Source organism: Ensifer oleiphilus (assembly GCF_013371465.1).
Taxonomy (GTDB): Bacteria; Pseudomonadota; Alphaproteobacteria; order Rhizobiales; family Rhizobiaceae; genus Ensifer; species Ensifer oleiphilus.
Window position 1 is genome coordinate 1,310,714 of the sequence record NZ_JABWDU010000001.1, and the last position, 18,561, is coordinate 1,329,274.

Sequence of the window (18,561 nt, forward strand, 5' to 3'; positions counted from 1 at the left end):
AGGTTTTGCGGGCCCGATTGATGAAGGTTCGATATGAGAAATCCAGTTGATACCGCCATGGCGCTGGTGCCGATGGTTGTGGAGCAGACCAACCGCGGCGAACGTTCCTACGATATCTTTTCGCGCCTTCTGAAAGAGCGCATCATCTTCCTGACCGGCCCGGTCGAAGATCAGATGGCGACCCTCGTCTGCGCCCAGCTTCTTTTCCTTGAAGCGGAAAACCCGAAGAAGGAAATCGCGCTCTACATCAATTCGCCGGGCGGCGTCGTGACCGCCGGCATGGCGATCTACGACACCATGCAGTTCATCAAGCCGGCTGTTTCGACGCTGTGCATCGGCCAGGCCGCCTCGATGGGCTCGCTTCTGCTGGCTGCCGGCCATAAGGACATGCGTTTCGCCACCCCGAATTCGCGCATCATGGTGCACCAGCCCTCCGGCGGGTTCCAGGGCCAGGCCTCCGACATCGAGCGCCACGCCAAGGACATCCTCAAGATGAAGCGCCGCCTCAACGAGGTTTACGTCAAGCATTGCGGACGGACCTATGAAGAGGTTGAACAGACGCTCGATCGCGACCATTTCATGAGTTCCGACGAGGCGCTCGACTGGGGTCTGATCGACAAGGTCATCACGTCGCGCGAGGCGATCGAGGCTGCAGAGCAGGCGTGATAACGCGCTTTTGTGTCACGATAGATGCAATTGTGACACAATTGTAATAGTGAAAGGGCTTTATCGAGGGGGTAAAGCCGCTAAGATGAACCTTAATGCTATGTTGAGCTGTGAAGGCATAGGGTTCAGAGTTAGGTGGGAGAGTCGTTGCGGCCGAATCTTGGGCAAAATGCCCTGATACGGTGGGTACTCCCGGAAGCCCTCTTAATGCAGCGCAGATCTTTGCGCGGGGCGAATTGAGTGGTCCGTGGTATCTTTTCGAGGATATCCGGCGTGCTGGAAGGAAATGGAAATGAGCAAGGTCAGCGGTAGCAACGGCGGTGACTCGAAGAATACGCTTTATTGTTCGTTTTGCGGCAAGAGCCAGCACGAAGTCCGCAAGCTGATTGCCGGACCGACGGTTTTCATCTGCGATGAATGCGTCGAGCTCTGCATGGACATCATTCGCGAAGAGAACAAGACCTCGATGGTCAAGTCCCGCGATGGTGTTCCGACCCCCCAGGAAATCATCAAGGTCCTCGACGAATACGTCATCGGCCAGCAGCAGGCAAAGCGCATCCTGTCGGTCGCCGTGCACAATCACTATAAGCGCCTGGCCCACGCGGCCAAGGGCAGCGATGTGGAGCTGGCGAAGTCGAACATCATGCTCGTCGGTCCGACCGGTTGCGGCAAGACCTATCTCGCGCAAACGCTTGCGCGCATTATCGACGTGCCCTTCACGATGGCTGATGCAACGACGTTGACGGAAGCCGGCTATGTCGGTGAAGACGTCGAAAACATCATTCTGAAGTTGCTGCAGGCTGCGGACTATAACGTAGAGCGCGCCCAGCGCGGCATCGTCTACATCGACGAAGTCGACAAGATCTCGCGCAAGTCCGACAACCCGTCGATCACCCGCGACGTTTCGGGTGAGGGCGTGCAGCAGGCGCTGCTGAAGATCATGGAAGGCACCGTTGCCTCCGTGCCGCCACAGGGTGGCCGCAAGCATCCGCAGCAGGAATTCCTGCAGGTGGATACGACCAACATCCTGTTCATCTGCGGCGGTGCGTTTGCCGGCCTCGACAAGATCATCTCCGCCCGTGGCGAGAAGACGTCGATCGGTTTCGGCGCAACCGTCCGTTCGCCGGAAGACCGCCGCGTCGGCGAGGTTCTGCGCGAACTGGAGCCGGAAGACCTGGTCAAGTTCGGCCTCATCCCGGAGTTCATCGGCCGTCTGCCCGTTCTGGCGACGCTCGAAGATCTCGATGAAGACGCGCTGATCCAGATCCTGTCCGAGCCGAAGAACGCTCTGATCAAGCAGTACCAGCGGCTGTTCGAGATGGAAGACGTCGAGCTGACCTTCCACGAGGACGCGCTGCGCGAGATCGCCCGCCGCGCCATCGTGCGCAAGACCGGCGCCCGTGGCCTGCGCTCGATCATGGAAAAGATCCTGCTCGACACAATGTTCGAGCTGCCGACGCTCGAAGGCGTCCGCGAGGTCGTGATTTCCGACGAGGTCGTGAAGGGTGCCGCACGGCCGCTCTACATCTATTCCGAGCGCTCGGAAGAAAAGACCAACGTCTCGGCCTAAGTGCGAACCACAGATCAGATTTGAAAAAGCCCGCCTCGTGCGGGCTTTTTCATGACCCCACACTTAGTTGTTGAGATGGCTTCGGCGGCGCGCGATTTAACAATTCGGTTGTTGCTAAAGTGTCTTAACAACGCAATGATGTGACGATTCAGTAACGGGCCTCGGCCGTTGCATACCCTTGAAGCCTCGTTTTCCGTCGCAAGGTACGCAACAGCAACAAAGCGTAGTCAGAAGGACCCGGCCAATGATGGTGGATGTCGCGTCGAGCCTTGAAAAGGACTCTCTAGCACTCCACTTTCATGTGGAAAACATGACAACCGGGAGTGCCGCTGTGGCTCCCGGGAACGGGCCCGAAATCGGGACGGAAAGGAAATGACATGACGAGCAAAACGTCTCCGGCGACTGAAAGCGCGACCTACCCGGTCTTGCCGCTTCGCGACATTGTAGTCTTCCCGCACATGATCGTGCCGCTTTTCGTCGGCCGTGAGAAGTCCATCCGTGCTCTGGAAGAAGTCATGGGGACCGACAAGCAGATCATGCTTGCCACCCAGATCAACGCGACGGACGACGATCCGGAACCCTCTGCAATCTACCAGGTTGGTACGATTGCCAATGTTCTGCAGCTTTTGAAGCTGCCCGACGGCACCGTCAAGGTGCTGGTCGAAGGGCGCACGCGCGCCAAGATCGACAGCTACACGCCACGCGAAGAATTCTACGAAGCGACTGCACAGGCGCTCGACGAGCCGGAGGAAGACCCGGTCGAGATCGAGGCGCTCAGCCGCTCGGTCGTCTCCGAATTCGAAAGCTACGTGAAGCTCAACAAGAAGATCTCTCCTGAGGTTGTCGGCGTCGCAAGCCAGATCGAAGATTATTCGAAGCTTGCCGACACCGTCGCTTCGCATCTGTCGATCAAGATCGTCGAAAAGCAGGAGATGCTGGAAACCACCAGCGTGAAGATGCGTCTCGAAAAGGCGCTCGGCTTCATGGAAGGTGAGATCTCGGTCCTGCAGGTGGAAAAGCGTATCCGCTCGCGCGTCAAGCGCCAGATGGAAAAGACCCAGCGCGAGTACTACCTCAACGAACAGATGAAGGCGATCCAGAAGGAACTCGGCGACGGTGAAGACGGCCGCGACGAGATGGCCGAAATCGAAGAGCGTATCGCCAAGACCAAGCTGTCCAAGGAAGCGCGGGAAAAGGCTGATGCGGAGCTGAAGAAGCTGCGCCAGATGAGCCCGATGTCGGCGGAAGCTACGGTCGTGCGCAACTATCTGGATTGGCTGCTGGGCATGCCGTGGGGCAAGAAGTCCAAGATCAAGACCGACCTGAACCATGCCGAGGAAGTGCTTAACGTCGATCACTTCGGCCTCGACAAGGTCAAGGAACGCATCGTCGAGTATCTGGCGGTTCAGGCGCGCTCGACCAAGATCAAGGGCCCGATCCTGTGCCTCGTCGGCCCTCCGGGCGTCGGCAAGACCTCGCTTGCCAAGTCGATCGCCAAGGCGACCGGCCGCGAATACGTGCGCATGGCTCTGGGTGGCGTTCGCGACGAAGCGGAAATCCGCGGTCACCGCCGCACCTATATCGGCTCGATGCCCGGTAAGGTCGTCCAGTCGATGAAGAAGGCGAAGAAGTCCAACCCGCTCTTCCTGTTCGACGAGATCGACAAGATGGGCCAGGACTTCCGCGGCGACCCATCTTCGGCCCTCTTGGAGGTGCTGGATCCGGAACAGAACTCGACCTTCATGGATCACTACCTGGAAGTCGAATACGATCTGTCCAACGTGATGTTCATCACCACGGCCAACACGCTCAACATCCCGGCGCCGTTGATGGACCGCATGGAAGTGATCCGTATTGCCGGCTACACCGAAGAGGAAAAGCTGGAGATCGCCAAGCGGCACCTGTTGCCGAAGGCGATCCGCGATCATGCGCTGCAGCCGAAGGAGTTTTCGGTCACTGACGGTGCGCTGATGGCGATCATCCAGACATACACGCGTGAAGCGGGCGTTCGTAACTTCGAGCGTGAACTGATGAAGCTCGCCCGCAAGGCGGTCACCGAGATCATCAAGGGCAAGGCCAAGTCCGTGGCCGTCACCGCTGAAAACATCCCCGATTACCTGGGTGTGCCGCGGTACCGTCACGGTGAAGCCGAGCGCGACGATCAGGTCGGCGTCGTCACGGGACTTGCATGGACAGAGGTCGGCGGCGAACTGCTGACGATCGAAGGCGTCATGATGCCCGGCAAGGGCCGCATGACCGTTACAGGCAACCTGCGGGACGTGATGAAGGAATCGATTTCGGCGGCGGCGTCTTACGTCCGTTCGCGCGCGATCGACTTCGGCATCGAGCCGCCGCTGTTCGACAAGCGCGACATCCACGTGCACTTGCCGGAAGGCGCAACGCCGAAGGATGGCCCGTCGGCCGGTGTAGCCATGGCAACGGCGATCGTCTCTGTGATGACCGGTATTCCGATCTCCAAGGATGTGGCGATGACGGGTGAGATCACCCTTCGCGGCCGCGTGCTGCCTATCGGCGGTCTGAAGGAAAAACTGCTCGCGGCCGTTCGAGGCGGCATCAAGAAGGTGCTGATCCCTGAAGAGAATGCCAAGGATCTGGCAGAGATCCCGGATAACGTGAAGAACGTGCTGGAGATCATCCCGGTCTCGCGCATGGGAGAAGTGCTCGAACACGCTCTCATCCGCGTCCCGGAGCCGATCGAATGGGACCCGGCAAATGAGCCGGCGACCGTCGCCGCGGTTGATTCGCAGGACGAAGCGGGCGCTTCCATCGCCCACTGACCGACAGGGCCGGCGGGTGCAATTGTGCTCGTCCCAGGCTCATTTGGCAGAAAAACAAGGAAGACCGGCCCCTGGCCGGTCTTTTTTGTTGTAAAAGCATGCCGCAAGCCTTGCATTCCAAGGGATTAGGCGCAATTGGGAATGGCAAGACGCGAGCGATGCGCAAGCCGCCGCGGCTTAAAAACACAGTCGTTTCGAACCATTTTGAAAGGGGTGGAAACATGAACAAAAATGAGCTCGTGTCTGCCGTTGCTGAGAAGGCCGGACTTTCCAAGACCGACGCATCTTCCGCAGTTGATGCAGTTTTCGAGACCATTCAGGCTGAACTGAAGAACGGTGGCGACATTCGCCTCGTCGGTTTCGGCAACTTCTCCGTTTCGCGTCGCGAAGCCTCCAAGGGCCGCAACCCGTCCACGGGCGCTGAAGTTGACATCCCGGCACGTAACGTTCCGAAGTTCACGGCCGGCAAGGGCCTGAAGGATGCCGTTAACGGCTGATAAGTTTGCTTGACGGCCGGATACGAGGCCGGCAGTCCAAGTCTTGAAGGGTTCGGCTCACGCCGAACCCTTCTGCATTTCCGGGTGGCCTTGCAGCAGCGCAGTCTTTGGTCTACGGCTCAGCCTGTTCTCAGGGCGGGGTGAAAGTCCCCACCGGCGGTAAGGGCTTCGGCTCAAGCCCGCGAGCGCTTCAGGCGTCTGTTCGTCGGAAGGTCAGCAGATCCGGTGTAATTCCGGAGCCGACGGTCACAGTCCGGATGAAAGAGAATGATCGGGGGTGCGAAGGGCAGCGTTGTCCGTCGCCGCACCCTGCGCTCATGCGTCCTGATTTATGTTGGTCCCTGATTGCGGATGAAGGACATGAATCAGACTACCCGAGCATTTTTCAATTCCCGTGCCATGGCCGGCGCCGCCTTTATGATGCTGGCCGGCGTCGCCTTTGCCTTGCTCAATGTCGCCACGCAATGGATGACGATGCAGCTCGGTTTTTCGGCCACGTCGACTGCCTTCTGGCAATATGCCTTCGCGCTCGTCTTCTCGCTGCCGTTCCTGTTGCGGGCGGGTCTTTCGGCGATGCGCACTGACTATCCCTGGCGCCACGTCGTTCGCGTTGCGCTTGCGGCGCTGGGTGTCGGGACGTGGGTCTCGGGCCTGGCCGCCGTTCCGATCTGGCAAGCCATCGCGCTGGTGATGACATCGCCGTTCTTCATTATTCTCGGTGCGCGCCTCTTCCTGGGTGAACGTGTCGGTGCGGCGCGGTGGGGTGCGGCTGCCGTCGGCTTCACGGGGGCTGTCATCATCCTGCAGCCGTGGTCGGAGAGCTTCACCTGGGCTGCATTTCTGCCAATTCTTTCGGCGCTCCTTTGGGGCGCGTCGTCGCTGATCACCAAGAGTCTGACGTCCATCGAACGCCCAGAGACGATCACGGTCTGGCTGCTTGTGCTGCTGACGCCGATCAATGGTGTGCTGGCACTGTCGGCCGGGTTCGTCGTGCCGAGTGGCACGATCCTTGTGCTTCTGGTTCTCGCTGGGTTGTTGACGGTCATGGCACAGTATCTGCTGACGCTCGCCTACACCGTCGCCGACGCTGCCTATGTCCAGCCTTTCGACGATCTCAAGTTGCCGCTCAACGTTCTCGCCGGCTGGCTCGTCTTCGGTTATGCGCCGACGGGCTACCTTTGGCTCGGAGCCGTCCTCATCCTGGGAGCGTCGCTTTTCATCATGCGCCACGAGATGAAACGCGAACGTGCGAGCGCGTAAACCGAAACTGCACAACAAAGCTGCGGGATTGTCATGCGCCTGTCATCGCCATCCCGCAGAACCCCCTTGTTTTGGATATTCGACATGGGGGATTTCATGACCATTTCATCATGCAGAACGGCGCTTGCCGCCATGCTTCTTGCGTCCGTTGCTTTTCCGGCTTCTGCCGAACCGGTGTTCAACCGCATCGCATCCTTCGCCGTTGCCGACAATCTGGAAGGTGACGCCCGCAAGGAAACGACATCGGCGGAAATCATCACGGCCACTGAAGACGGCAACACGCTGATTTATTCCGATAGCCCCGGCAAGCGCATTGGCCTCATCGACATCAGCGACGCCAAGGCGCCGAAGGCTGCCGGCATCGTATCCTTCACTGGCGAGCCGACGTCGGTCACCGTCGCCGGCGCCAAGGCACTGGTCGCCGTCAATACGCGCGAGAGCTTCACCAAGCCTTCCGGCTTCCTCGCCACGGTCGACGTCGCCTCCAAGAAAGTCGAGGCAACCTGTGATCTCGGCGGCCAGCCGGACTCGGTCGCGGTCAACAAGGACCGGACACTCGCCGCAATCGCCATCGAGAACGAGCGCGATGAAGAGGTCAACGACGGCAAGATCCCGCAAATGCCTGCCGGCGACCTGGTGATCCTGTCGCTAAAGGACGGCATTGCCGATTGTGCGACGATCAAGCATGTCAGCCTGACCGGTCTCGCCGACGTTGCCGGCGATGATCCTGAGCCTGAATTCGTCTCCTTCAACGGCAAGGACGAGATCGCGCTGACGCTCCAGGAGAACAACCACATCGTCATCATCGACGGCAAGTCGGGAACGGTAAAGACGCATTTCTCCGCGGGCAGCGTTGACCTCAAGGACATCGATACCAAGCGCGACGGTGCGATCGGCTTCAAGGACGAGCAGCCCGGGCGCAAACGCGAGCCCGATGCCGTCAAGTGGCTCGACGACAACCGCATCGTGGTTGCCAACGAAGGCGACTATGAGGGCGGTTCGCGCGGCTTCACCATCTTCGATACGACCGGCAAGGTCCTGTTCGAATCGGCCGCAAGCTTCGAACACGCGATTGCGTCGATCGGGCACTATCCCGAGAAGCGTTCGTCGGCGAAGGGTGTCGAGCCGGAGGGCCTCGAGGCCGCCAAGTTCGGCGATGACAATCTGTTCTTCGTGCTTGCCGAGCGCGCATCCGTCGTCGGCGTCTACAAGGACACAGGCGCCGACCCGGAATTGCTGCAGTTGCTGCCGTCGGGCATCTCGCCGGAAGGTGCTATCGCGATCCCGTCGCGCAACCTGCTGGCAACCGCCAACGAAGTCGACCTCGGCGAGGACGGTGGCGCCCGCTCGCATGTGATGATCTATGAGCGCGGTGAAGGCGAGGCTGCCTATCCGCAGATCCGCTCGGCCGCCAAGGATGGTCTGCCCGTCGGCTTCGGCGCACTTTCCGGCCTGGCAGCGGTTGCCGACAAGCCGGGCTTCCTGCACGCGGTCAATGATTCCGTCTATGCGTCGCAGCCGACCATCTTCACCATCGACGCGACCCAGAAGCCGGCGCTGATTACCGAAACGCTGCGCATCACCCGCGATGGCGCGCCGGCACAGAAGCTTGACATCGAAGGCATCGCCAATGATGGGGAAGGGGGCTTCTGGCTCGCGTCTGAAGGCAACGCCGACAAGCTCTACAGCCACGCGCTGCTGAAGGTGAACAAGAAGGGCGAAATCAAGAAGGAGATCGCTCTTCCTGAAGCTCTGCGTGCAGGCGAAACCCGCTTCGGTTTTGAAGGCGTTACGGTCGTCGGCGAAGGCGACGATCAGGTTCTCTGGATGGCCGTCCAGCGCGAATGGAAGGACGACGAGAAGGGCTTCGTCAAGCTGGTCTCCTACAAGCCGTCAAGCGAGGAATGGGGTGCAGTCCGCTATCCGCTCGAAAAGGCTGATGGTGGCTGGGTCGGCCTGTCGGAAATCTCGGTGCACGGCGACTATGCCTACATCCTCGAACGCGACAACCTGATCGGCCAGGCAGCCAAGCTGAAGAAGCTCTACCGTGTCGCGCTTGCCGAGTTGAAGCCGGCAGCGCTCGGCGACGAGCTACCCGTCGTCAAGAAGGAAGAGGTTCGCGACCTCATTGCCGACCTGACGGCCTTGAATGGCTACGTCGTCGACAAGGTCGAAGGCTTTACCGTCGATGCAGCCGGCAACGGCTATGTTGTCACCGACAATGACGGTGTCGACGATTCCTCCGGCGAAACGCTGTTCTTCTCCATCGGTGCCATCGACGCGATGTAAGCGTCAGGCCAGGAGAAAAACGGAAGAGGCCGGGACATGACGTCCCGGCCTCTTTCTGTTTCAGCGAACCGCAATGGCGGGCAAAAGCGTCTAGCGAGCGACCGCGATCTGTGCCGCTTCCGCCTCATCTTTGCGCTTGCGGATCTCGTCGGTCTTGTCGACGAGCTTGCCCACGATATCGAAGAGTTGGTCGAGCTCCTTGTCGTCGAGTGCCGAGAAGATTTCCTCGATCAGCTGTTTGCGCGGGTGTTCCGCCGCTTCCAATATGACGCGGCCGGTATCGGTGATCGAGACGATCTTGGCGCGGCGGTCCTCGGGATCCGGTTTGCGCACCACGAGCCGGTCGCGCTCGAGGCCATCGATCGCTTCGGTGACGGTGCGCGGCGCGAAGTTCAGCGCGCAGGCGATGTCCGTAGAGCGGCAGGGGCCGAGCTTGCTCAGGAAGAACAGGAATTTGCTCCGCGCCAGCGAAACGCCTTCCTCCGTCATCGACTCGTTCACCAGCCGGTGGACGCGGTGATAAAGCTCAAACAGCCTGTCGGAAACTTCGAATGTCTTCTTCATGATCTTCGTTGGAAAATTGTGAGGTGCCATGTCAAATGGCAGCAACATTATTGATAGTTACAATTGCTACATTTGTCGACTAAAACCTCTGCCATTTCACGGTAACGGCCTCGGCAACGAAGAAACGGCCCCCGTTTCCGGAGGCCGTTTCACTTGCAAGAGCAAGAATTTCGCTCGTTCGGACTATGCCGCCCAGCGGGATGAACCGGCCGAAGCCGCGTAGCCGTAGCCCGAATTCTCTGCCAGCGTGAAGCGGGCGATAAGCTCGCGCAGACGACCGGCCTCCTGTGCGAGCGTCGCACTTGCGGCATTCGCCTCTTCGACCATGGCGGCGTTCTGCTGGGTTACCTGGTCCATCTGGTTGACGGCGGTGTTGACCTCGGAAAGTCCGGCAGACTGTTCCTGCGCCGAAACAGCGATCGCATCCATGTGCTGATTGATCGTCACGATGAAACCTTCGATCGTGCGCAGCGCTTCGCCGGTCTCGCGCACCAGCTTGACGCCGCTCTGCACCTCGACGGCCGAGTTGCGGATCAGGTCCTTGATTTCCTTGGCGGCATTGGCCGAGCGCTGCGCCAGTTCGCGCACTTCCTGGGCAACGACGGCAAAACCCTTGCCGGCGTCACCGGCGCGCGCCGCTTCCACACCGGCATTCAGCGCCAACAGGTTGGTCTGGAAGGCGATCTCGTCGATGACGCCGATGATGTTGGAGATCTGGCTCGACGAATGCTCGATACGGCCCATGGCATCGACCGCACCGGAGACGATGGCGCCGGACTTGTGGGCGCTTTCGTTCGCCTGGCTGGCGATGGCGCGGGCTTCGTTGGTTCGCTTGGACGAGCTGCCGACATTGGCCGTGATCTGGTCGAGGGCGGCGGCTGTTTCTTCCAGCGAAGCGGCTTGCTGTTCGGTGCGGCGCGACAGGTCGTCGGCGCTCTGGCTGACTTCGCGTGCGCCGCTGTCGATGCTGCTGGAGCTGGAGGAGACGGCCGCCAGCGTATCGGCCAGTTGGGCAACGGCCTGATTGAGGTCGTGACGCAGTTGTTCGAAATCCGGGGCAAAAGGTTCGTTGAGCTGGAAGGCCAGATCGCCGGCAGCCAGGCGGCGAAGACCGGTCGCAAGACCCGCCGTCGCTTCCTGCAGGCGGAGCTGCGCGGCGGCTTCTGCCTCTTCCGTTACACGTCGACGCTCGGCCTCAGCCTGCGAACGCTGCACCTTGGCATCTTCCTCGAGCTGCAGATTGGAGATAGCCGCCTCACGGAAGACCTCGACAGCGCGGGCCATCTCGCCGATCTCATCCTTGCGCGCGCCATAGGGAATGGCGGTCGCGGTGTCGCCGTTTGCAAGACCTGCCATCGAGCGGGTGATGATCTGGATCGGGCGAGCGATGCCGCGGATTGCGTAGAGGATGGCGCCGAGCACGATAAAGGCGGCAACCGCGATGACACCCATTTCGATCGTGCGGATCTGGTCGTGGGTGGCGGAGCTTGCAGCAACGGCAGCGTCGGCGCCGGCAAGGTTAAGCGCGCGCATGTCCTTGATCGCCTGATCGACCAGTTGTTCAGTTTCGCGCATCTCGACCTTGAACACGCTTTGCGCCTTCATGTTTTCGAGATTGTTGGAGAGTTTGACCATGCCGGCGGAGACGGAGAGATAGGCCTCGTAGGCGCTCTTTACCTTTTCGAGCGACGCCTTGTCGGCGTCGGTGACCATGAGTGCGGCGTATTCGTCTGAAAGCTTGCCGAACCCGGCCACGGTTTCACCGATGACCTTCTCGGCTGCCTTCTTTTCGAAAGGCGTCAGCGAGATCAGGTGCCGGGCAAACGACATGCGCGTGTCCGAAAGCTGGGTTTCAAGCGCACGCGAAAGCGAGACGCGCGGTAGCCAGGTGGTGGCAATCTCGTTGTTGCGCTCGTTCATCATCTTGATGCCGCCGAGCGAGGCGACCGCCAACACGGTGACGATGAGGCCAACCAACAGGAAAAGGGCAATAAGGGTGTGTGATATCTTTAGGCGCGACATGAATAACTCCGGAGGAACGGCGTCCGTAAAAGCTTGTGCATGAATAAGTCGTTCCGACTCTTCATCGTCATGACGGAGCGGATGCCGAAGCAGGGAGTCATTCCTGTGCTTGACCGCACGCAAAATGCAGCCGCGCGAAACCTAGCCAACAAGTTATTACAAAAGCGCTAATCGATTAAAGTGAGTATAAGCTGATATTTGCACATAGGAGCACGCGCTTTTTCGAACGATCGTTTCATGCCGAAACTGCAGTCCACATGTATTAGGACTGTCTTTACTTGGGTGACCTGAAATAACCGTGTGGGATGGGCGCGTTCGCGTGGTTGACGGTCGCCGGTGCATTGACGGGTGCCGCTGTCGCGGGCCATGGTCGCCCATGCCCTTCCGTTTCGTTCACACCGCCGACCTCCATCTTGATTCGCCGCTACGCAGCTTGGCGCTTCGAAACGCCGATCTGGCCGACATCGTGCGCGGCGCAACCAGACAAGCGCTTGTGCGGATCGTCGACCTCTGCATCGCCGAAGAGGTCGATGCGCTGTTGATTGCCGGCGACCTTTATGATGGCAGCCAGACGTCGATGAACACCGCATTGTTCCTTGCGGGCGAGCTCCGCCGGCTGGACGAAGCCGGCATCCGCGTTTTCATCATCCGCGGCAACCACGATGCCCAATCGCAGGTGACGAACGAGCTGACGCTCTCGCCGTCGACGCATGTCTTCAAGGGCCGCAGCAAGCCCGTTCTGGCAAAGACGCTGGAGAGCGGTCGCGACGTCTACATCCACGGTATGAGTTTTGCGAGCCCGCACGCCCCGGAAAGCCTGCTGCCGTCCTTTCAGATGCCCGCTGCCGATGCGATCAATATCGGTATGCTGCACACGAGCCTTGCCGGTGCTGCCGGCCACGACCTTTACGCGCCCTGCAGCGTGGCCGATCTCCAGGCGCACGGCTTCGATTATTGGGCGCTCGGCCATGTTCACCAGCGCCAGGTCCATGCCAGCGAACCCTTTGTCGTCATGCCCGGCATGCCGCAGGGGCGCGACATCAACGAAGCCGGAGCCAAGGGCGTGACGCTCGCGACGGTCAGCGACGAGGGGCGGTTGACGATCGAGGAGCGGGCGATCGGCCTTGCCACTTTCGAGCGGATGAGCCTTGACCTGACAGGCATTTCCGAATGGAGCGATATGCTCGATGCGGTCCGAAACGCCTTCCTGCGGGCTCGCAATGCTGCCGCTGCCGATCACGTTATCCTGCGGCTGGCCTTGACCGGTGCGACACCGCTTGCCTGGCGCCTGCGCCGTGACGGCGATCTGCTTCAGGGCGAGATCGAGAATGTGGCTGCCGGCATCGGCGGGTGCTGGATCGAGAAGATCGAGCTCGAATGCCGCAGTCCCGATCCCGAGACCGGCACGGTGATGGCTGACCCGGTCGACGAATTGGCGGCGCTTGTCTCAAGCGACGTCCTGCCGGCCCATGGCTACCGTCAGGACGTGCGCGCCGCCGTCGAGGAGTTGCTGCAGCAACTGCCGCCGGAGTTGCGCCAGCTTTTGGCGCCGGATGAGGCGTCGGTGGAGCGGTTGGCGTTCGATGCCGGCGTCTCCGGCGCAGACGAGGTGCTCGCGCACCTCCACGGCAATTCGGGCGAGGGGGCTCGCTGATGCGGCTGCGGGAACTCGATTTGGTGCGCTACGGCAAATTTACCGAGCGCCGCCTCGATTTCGGTCCGGCGGCATCGGGCACGCCAGACTTGCATATCGTCTACGGACCGAACGAGGCCGGCAAGTCGACGCTGTTTTCCGGCTTCCTCGACCTGCTCTTTGGCATCGAGCATTACAGTTCCTACGGCTTTCTGCACCCCTATCCGACCATGCGGGTTGGCGGCACGATCGAGGCAGCTGGTCGCACGCACCACGCCTTCCGGGTAAAGCGCAAGACCAATACGCTGGTGGGCACCGACGATCAGCCGCTGCCGGAAAATTTGTTCTCCGCCTCGCTCGGCTCGATCGACCGCGCGACCTATCGCATGATGTTTTCGCTCGACGACGACAGCATCGAGCAGGGCGGGGAGGCGATCCTGAAGAGTGAGGGTGAACTCGGCTCGCTGCTTTTTTCCGCCAGTTCCGGTCTGCCCGATAGCGCCGTCATCCTGTCTACCCTGCGCGGTGAGGCGGATGCCTTTTACCGACCCCAGGCACGCAAGCATCAGCTTTCCGACCTGAAGGCTGAACTCGATGCGCTGAAGGTCGAGCGCAGTCGGCTGGACGTCAATGCTCGCGAATACGCGACGTTGCGCAAGACGCTTCTGGCGGCCCGTGAGCGTCACGACGCGGCCATGGCGCGCCGCGTCGAGCTGCGCATGGAGCGTGATCGGCTGAAGGCACAGATGGATGCCCTACCGCTCTTCAGGCGACTTGATGGTTTGCGAGCCGAGCTGGCAAAGGCGCCGGCCTTGCCGCGAGCGCCGGCCGAGTGGGCAGCAGAGCTGCCGGCACTGCGCCGGCGCGACATCGAAATCGCCAACAGGCTGCGTCAGCTCGACGACGAAACACGGCGCCGGCAGGAAGAACTGGATGACCTGCCACGTGACGCGGCGGCCCTCGTCCTGATGGAACGTTTGAATGTGCTGCAGGAGACGGCGCTCGATGCGCGGTATGTGACCGCGGCGCGCGACATGCCGGCACGGATCGACGAACTGTCGCGGACGAACACCGAAATTGCCGCCTGCCTTGTCCGGCTTGGAGAGCCCAGCGACCGGGATCCGGCGTCGCTTCTGCTGCCGGCGGCCACAAACGCCCGTCTGCAGGAACTCTCTCGGCAGCATTCGGCGCTGCAGGAGCGTGTGGCATCGGCCCGACAGGAGGCGGATGCGGCAAGGCGTGCGGAGCGGGAGACGGTCGGCGAGTTGGCACGGATCCAGGCCGAAGGCGGCCCAGGTGGCGATCCGACCGTGCTTGCCGAGCGTCTTCGGCGCCTTCGGCAGGACGATTGCGGTCTACGCCTCCATGCCGCAAGGCAGTCGCTCGAGCGCCTGGATGCCGAGCTTGCCGATAAGCTGGAGGCTTTGAGGCCGTATTCCGGCAGCGCCGATGATCTGCTCGGCCTGCCGGTGCCGGCCGCCGGTACGATGGAGGTCTGGCGACGGGAGCTCGCGGCACTGAACGAAAGGCACCTGCGCCTTGCAGATCGCGTCAGCGGCGAGACCGAGCAGCTGGCTGGAGAGGAGGCCCGTCTCGACGCCCTGATGGCTTCGGGAGGCGCCATTGACGATAGGGCTTTCACCGAGCTTCGCCAGCATCGGCAGCGAACCTGGGAGCAGCATAAGGTTCGGCTGGACGCAACGACCGCGGTGATCTTTGAAGACGCTTTGGGTCGCGACGACGATGCAACAGCGTTGCGGCTTGCCGAGGCGGCAAAGGTCGCAGATATGCGCTCGCTCGCCTTGTCGATCGCCGAGCGCCGGGCACGGCTCGATGCGCTTCGGGAACAGCGGGTTTCCGTCGCCGGGGAATCGTCCGTGTTGCTGGAGGCCGTTCAGATGGCTGCCGTCGCCTGTGGATTGCCTAACGTTACGCAACTGACGCAGCTGGAGGCTTGGCTTGCAGCTCGGCTCGTGGCGCTCGATGTTCGCACGCAGCAGCGCTCTACGCGGCTGGAGCTCGATCGCGCCCAGGCCGACGCGAACGACGCGCGTGAAACACTCAAGGAATCACTTGCCGAGATCGGACTGACCGAACGTCTGCCGCAGCGGCTCGATGATCTCATGGCCTTTGCCGAAAATGCTTTCGCGCAGGCACAGTCGGCTTTCGCCGCCGGCAAAGCGGCGCGCGAGGCCGCTCGGCGTGCCGGCGACGGTCTGGAGCAGCGGCTATCGACCTTGGCAGAGGCCGAAGACGCGTTGTCCTCCTGGCAGGCGCAATGGGATGATCTGCTGTCTGCCACCTGGCTTGCCGGTCGACTTGAGCGGCCGCTGCCGGACGAGATTGCGCCCATGCTCGCCGTCTTGCAGGATCTCGACAAGCTGGTGCAGCGCAAGGCGGATCTCGAACACCGCGTCACCGGCATGCGCAAGGACCAAGTGGCCTTTGAGACCGCCATCGCAGACCTTGCCGGTGCTACGCACGTAAACGATACGCTTGCGACCTTTACCGCCATGAAAGCGCGTATTGCTGACGCTGAAAAACACGAGGCTCGACGCGCAGCGCTGTTGGCGGAATGTGACCGACTTGAGGAGGAGAATCGCAAGGTCGCTGCCGAGCAGGAGCTTCACGCTGCCCGTAAGCGCGTCGTGCTCGATTTCTTCGACTGCGAGACATTGGATGAAGCAGGCCTGCGGCTCGACGCTTCCCGCGAACAGGAGAGGCTGTGCCAGCGCATCGCCGAGGCGGAGAGCGACCTGATATCACGCCTTGGCGTTGTCAGCATCGACGATGCTTTGGCGTTGCTGGCCACGCTTGATGACGAGGTGGTGCGGCTGGAACTGGTTCGTGTCGAGGCGGTTCTTGAAGAAAGCGACCGAGATGTCAGCGAATTGCATGCCGATATGCGAACGAAGGAAGCAGCGCTTGCAAATATCGCCGGCGATGACACCGTTGCAGCCCTCGACCAACGTCGCCGCACGCTGCTTTTGGAGATCGAGGCAAAGGCGCTCGGCCATCTCAGACTGAGGGCAGGCCTGATCGCTGCCGAACAGGCGCTCCGGCTCTTTCGCGAGCGCCACCGCAGTGCCATGATGCGGCGCGCCTCGGAAACCTTCAGCCGCATCAGCGGTGGAGAATACACGGGCCTGTCGGCGCAGGCCGAGAAGGGCCAGGAATTCCTGATTGCCAACTCCACTGCCGGCGGATCCAAGCTGGCGCGCGATCTCTCCAAGGGCACGCGCTTCCAGCTCTATCTGTCGCTCAGGATCGCTGGCTACCATGAGGTTGCCGCAGCGCGTGAAACTTTGCCTTTCATCGCTGATGACATCATGGAAACGTTTGACGACGGTCGCGCCGGTCGCGCTTTCGAGTTGATGGCGGACATGGCCCGCGTCGGGCAGGTGATCTACCTGACACATCACGAGCATCTTTGTGATATCGCCCGAGCGGCGTGCCCAGAAGTGACCATCCACAGGCTTTGACGCTTGCATGAATCGGCATGCTATTGCCGAATGGTCGCCACGAAGAACTGGAGGAACGGCATATGGAGATCATACCCAGCGGCTCGCGGCCCTCGACACGGCCTCCGGCGGAGTATTTTACCGGAGCGGTCAGGCAGGACCCAGTGATCGAAGCGGCGGAGCCTGCGCGCGTACGCGCCGTGAACGTGACGTTCGAGCCCGGCGCGCGGACTGCGTGGCATACGCACCCGCTCGGCCAGACCCTGGTGGTGACATCAGGCCGCGGTCTGGCGCAGGTCTGGGGTGGGCCCGTGCGCGAGATCGGCACCGGAGATGTGGTCTGGTTTCCGCCCGGCGAAAAACATTGGCACGGCGCTGCACCGGACACCGCCATGGCTCACCTCGCCATTCAGGAAGCGCTCGACGGCAAGGCGGTCGACTGGCTTGAGCATGTCAGCGACGAACAGTATCGCGGTGCGTAGCTGATTCTTTTACGAATCGGTCCCGTTTGAGATGGAACGCTTTGGAGGCGCTCATGCGCACGGCGCCGCCGGAGCAAGGACGCGCGCAACGGAATCAGTTCCGCCACGTGACTGGCCGTCAAAGCGATTGCCGCCGTTTGAGTTTGCAAGCAGTGCCAAGAGCACGATGTTTTTGAACAATTCAGCACACGAGACGCCGAACGTTCATCGCGCACTGTTGGAGAACGCATGGCCGGCAGCAAGCGCGCGTTCCGGTTTGTTATCAGCAATTTATCATGGGAAGAAAATGGTGGGCGATGAGAGACTCGAACTCCCGACATCCTCGGTGTAAACGAGGCGCTCTACCAACTGAGCTAATCGCCCTTCAGCGTTCGGACCGGATGTGTCCGCCGCGTCGGTGGCCGTGATCTAGGCGTAACCGAAAAAAACCGCAAGAGCATTTCCATCGTTTTTTCGATTTTTTTTGCAACGGACGGCAGAAGTGCAGGAGTTGTCGGGTTTTCGCGTTGTGGAAAAAACGAAGAACGGCGACTGTGGGAAACGACGATTGGCCTCATGGCGACTTTCGCTCGAATCCCTCGATCAGTGACCAATACCCGAGTCTCGATGATGGGAACCTGCAGGACGGTTCATGGCTGGCCTCTGGCTGAGGGCGGTGCTGATGCGCCGAGCACGGCATCCCAACGACGCCAGAGGGTTGCCACGGACCACCCTCGGCAGGATTCCCGGACTTTCCGCCGGTGTCGAGATCCTTGATTGATGCGTGAGCATCGCTTCGCGGGTCTCTCCTGGCCAGAAAACCCGATCGAGCCTGGCCTATAGGTTCCTGTCATCGAGAGTTGGCATAAAATTCGCTTACCGGTTCTCCTCATGGCGGAACGCCCGACCGTGGAAAGGGAAGCGAGCTTGCGATTATAGGGGAGGGGAGAGCCGGCTTTGATCTTGCCTGTGGATCAAAATTGGCTCTGTCATGGATTTGTCTCCAAACACGCTTGACACCCAAATGCGAACCGCTTAGTTAGCCGCTCATCGAACGGGCAAGCCCGCTTCGGTGCCGGGGCGGAAACGCCCCAGCCACTTCAAGATGATGCGGGTGTAGCTCAGTCGGTTAGAGTGCCGGCCTGTCACGCCGGAGGTCGCGGGTTCGAGCCCCGTCACTCGCGCCATTCTTGACATGGTTTGGCTTGAGGCATTTCCAGGAAATGCCGATGGTGGTAATACTGACCCCTTGGGTCATATGCGCGGGTGTAGCTCAGTCGGTTAGAGTGCCGGCCTGTCACGCCGGAGGTCGCGGGTTCGAGCCCCGTCACTCGCGCCAT

11 protein-coding genes, 3 tRNA genes and 1 riboswitch are annotated in these 18,561 nt (G+C 61.0%); of the genes, 11 read left to right on the plus strand and 3 right to left on the minus strand.

The features are described from left to right. Nucleotides 1–33: 33 nt before the first annotated feature. The 6 genes from clpP (at nt 34) to HT585_RS06335 (ending at nt 9,080) form a co-directional block, all read left to right on the plus strand. A complete protein-coding gene (clpP, locus tag HT585_RS06310; RefSeq protein ID WP_025426569.1) occupies nt 34–666 on the plus strand; it encodes an ATP-dependent Clp endopeptidase proteolytic subunit ClpP in 633 nt (210 codons plus the stop codon). Nucleotides 667–958: 292 nt separating this feature from the next. Then, nucleotides 959–2,236, plus strand: a complete 1,278-nt coding sequence (clpX, locus tag HT585_RS06315) for an ATP-dependent Clp protease ATP-binding subunit ClpX (RefSeq protein WP_053247031.1) — start codon at nt 959–961, stop codon at nt 2,234–2,236. 377 nt (nt 2,237–2,613) lie between these two features. Further along, nucleotides 2,614–5,034: an endopeptidase La gene (lon, locus tag HT585_RS06320; RefSeq protein ID WP_176352075.1), complete on the plus strand. Its 2,421-nt coding sequence runs from the start codon at nt 2,614–2,616 to the stop codon at nt 5,032–5,034. A gap of 221 nt (nt 5,035–5,255) precedes the next feature. After that, nucleotides 5,256–5,531, plus strand: coding sequence for a DNA-binding protein HupB (hupB, locus tag HT585_RS06325; RefSeq protein WP_034803616.1), 276 nt, complete (start codon nt 5,256–5,258; stop codon nt 5,529–5,531). Nucleotides 5,532–5,653: 122 nt separating this feature from the next. Further along, nucleotides 5,654–5,804: riboswitch (FMN riboswitch) on the plus strand. An 87-nt stretch (nt 5,805–5,891) separates the two neighbouring features. Next, nucleotides 5,892–6,791, plus strand: a complete 900-nt coding sequence (locus HT585_RS06330; RefSeq protein WP_176352076.1) for a DMT family transporter — start codon at nt 5,892–5,894, stop codon at nt 6,789–6,791. An 84-nt stretch (nt 6,792–6,875) separates the two neighbouring features. After that, the gene (locus HT585_RS06335; protein WP_176352077.1) at nt 6,876–9,080 is read left to right on the plus strand and encodes an esterase-like activity of phytase family protein; all 2,205 of its coding nucleotides are present in this window, start codon (nt 6,876–6,878) and stop codon (nt 9,078–9,080) included. A gap of 90 nt (nt 9,081–9,170) precedes the next feature. On the opposite strand, the gene HT585_RS06340 is transcribed toward HT585_RS06335, so the two are convergent. Together HT585_RS06340 and HT585_RS06345 are read right to left on the minus strand one after the other, a co-directional pair. Then, nucleotides 9,171–9,644, minus strand: a complete 474-nt coding sequence (locus HT585_RS06340) for a MarR family winged helix-turn-helix transcriptional regulator (RefSeq protein WP_176352078.1) — start codon at nt 9,642–9,644, stop codon at nt 9,171–9,173. A 183-nt stretch (nt 9,645–9,827) separates the two neighbouring features. Beyond that, a complete protein-coding gene (locus HT585_RS06345; RefSeq protein ID WP_176352079.1) occupies nt 9,828–11,666 on the minus strand; it encodes a methyl-accepting chemotaxis protein in 1,839 nt (612 codons plus the stop codon). 376 nt (nt 11,667–12,042) lie between these two features. On the opposite strand from HT585_RS06345, the gene HT585_RS06350 reads away from it, so the two are divergent. The 3 genes from HT585_RS06350 (at nt 12,043) to HT585_RS06360 (ending at nt 17,242) form a co-directional block, all read left to right on the plus strand. Beyond that, on the plus strand, nt 12,043–13,320 hold the full coding sequence (locus HT585_RS06350; protein WP_176352080.1) for a metallophosphoesterase family protein: 1,278 nt from the start codon (nt 12,043–12,045) through the stop codon (nt 13,318–13,320). Next, a complete protein-coding gene (locus tag HT585_RS06355) occupies nt 13,320–16,781 on the plus strand; it encodes an ATP-binding protein (RefSeq protein ID WP_176352081.1) in 3,462 nt (1,153 codons plus the stop codon). The genes HT585_RS06350 and HT585_RS06355 overlap by 1 nt, the downstream gene beginning before the upstream one ends. Nucleotides 16,782–16,843: 62 nt before the next feature. Continuing rightward, a complete protein-coding gene (locus HT585_RS06360) occupies nt 16,844–17,242 on the plus strand; it encodes a (R)-mandelonitrile lyase (RefSeq protein WP_176352082.1) in 399 nt (132 codons plus the stop codon). Nucleotides 17,243–17,529: 287 nt separating this feature from the next. Here HT585_RS06360 and HT585_RS06365 read toward each other — a convergent pair. Beyond that, nucleotides 17,530–17,605 (minus strand) — tRNA-Val (locus HT585_RS06365). A 726-nt stretch (nt 17,606–18,331) separates the two neighbouring features. Between HT585_RS06365 and HT585_RS06370 the strand changes: the two genes are divergently transcribed. Both HT585_RS06370 and HT585_RS06375 read left to right on the plus strand, forming a co-directional pair. Continuing rightward, nucleotides 18,332–18,408 (plus strand) — tRNA-Asp (locus HT585_RS06370). Between the two features lie 75 nt (nt 18,409–18,483). Further along, nucleotides 18,484–18,560 (plus strand) — tRNA-Asp (locus HT585_RS06375). Nucleotide 18,561 lies beyond the last annotated feature (1 nt).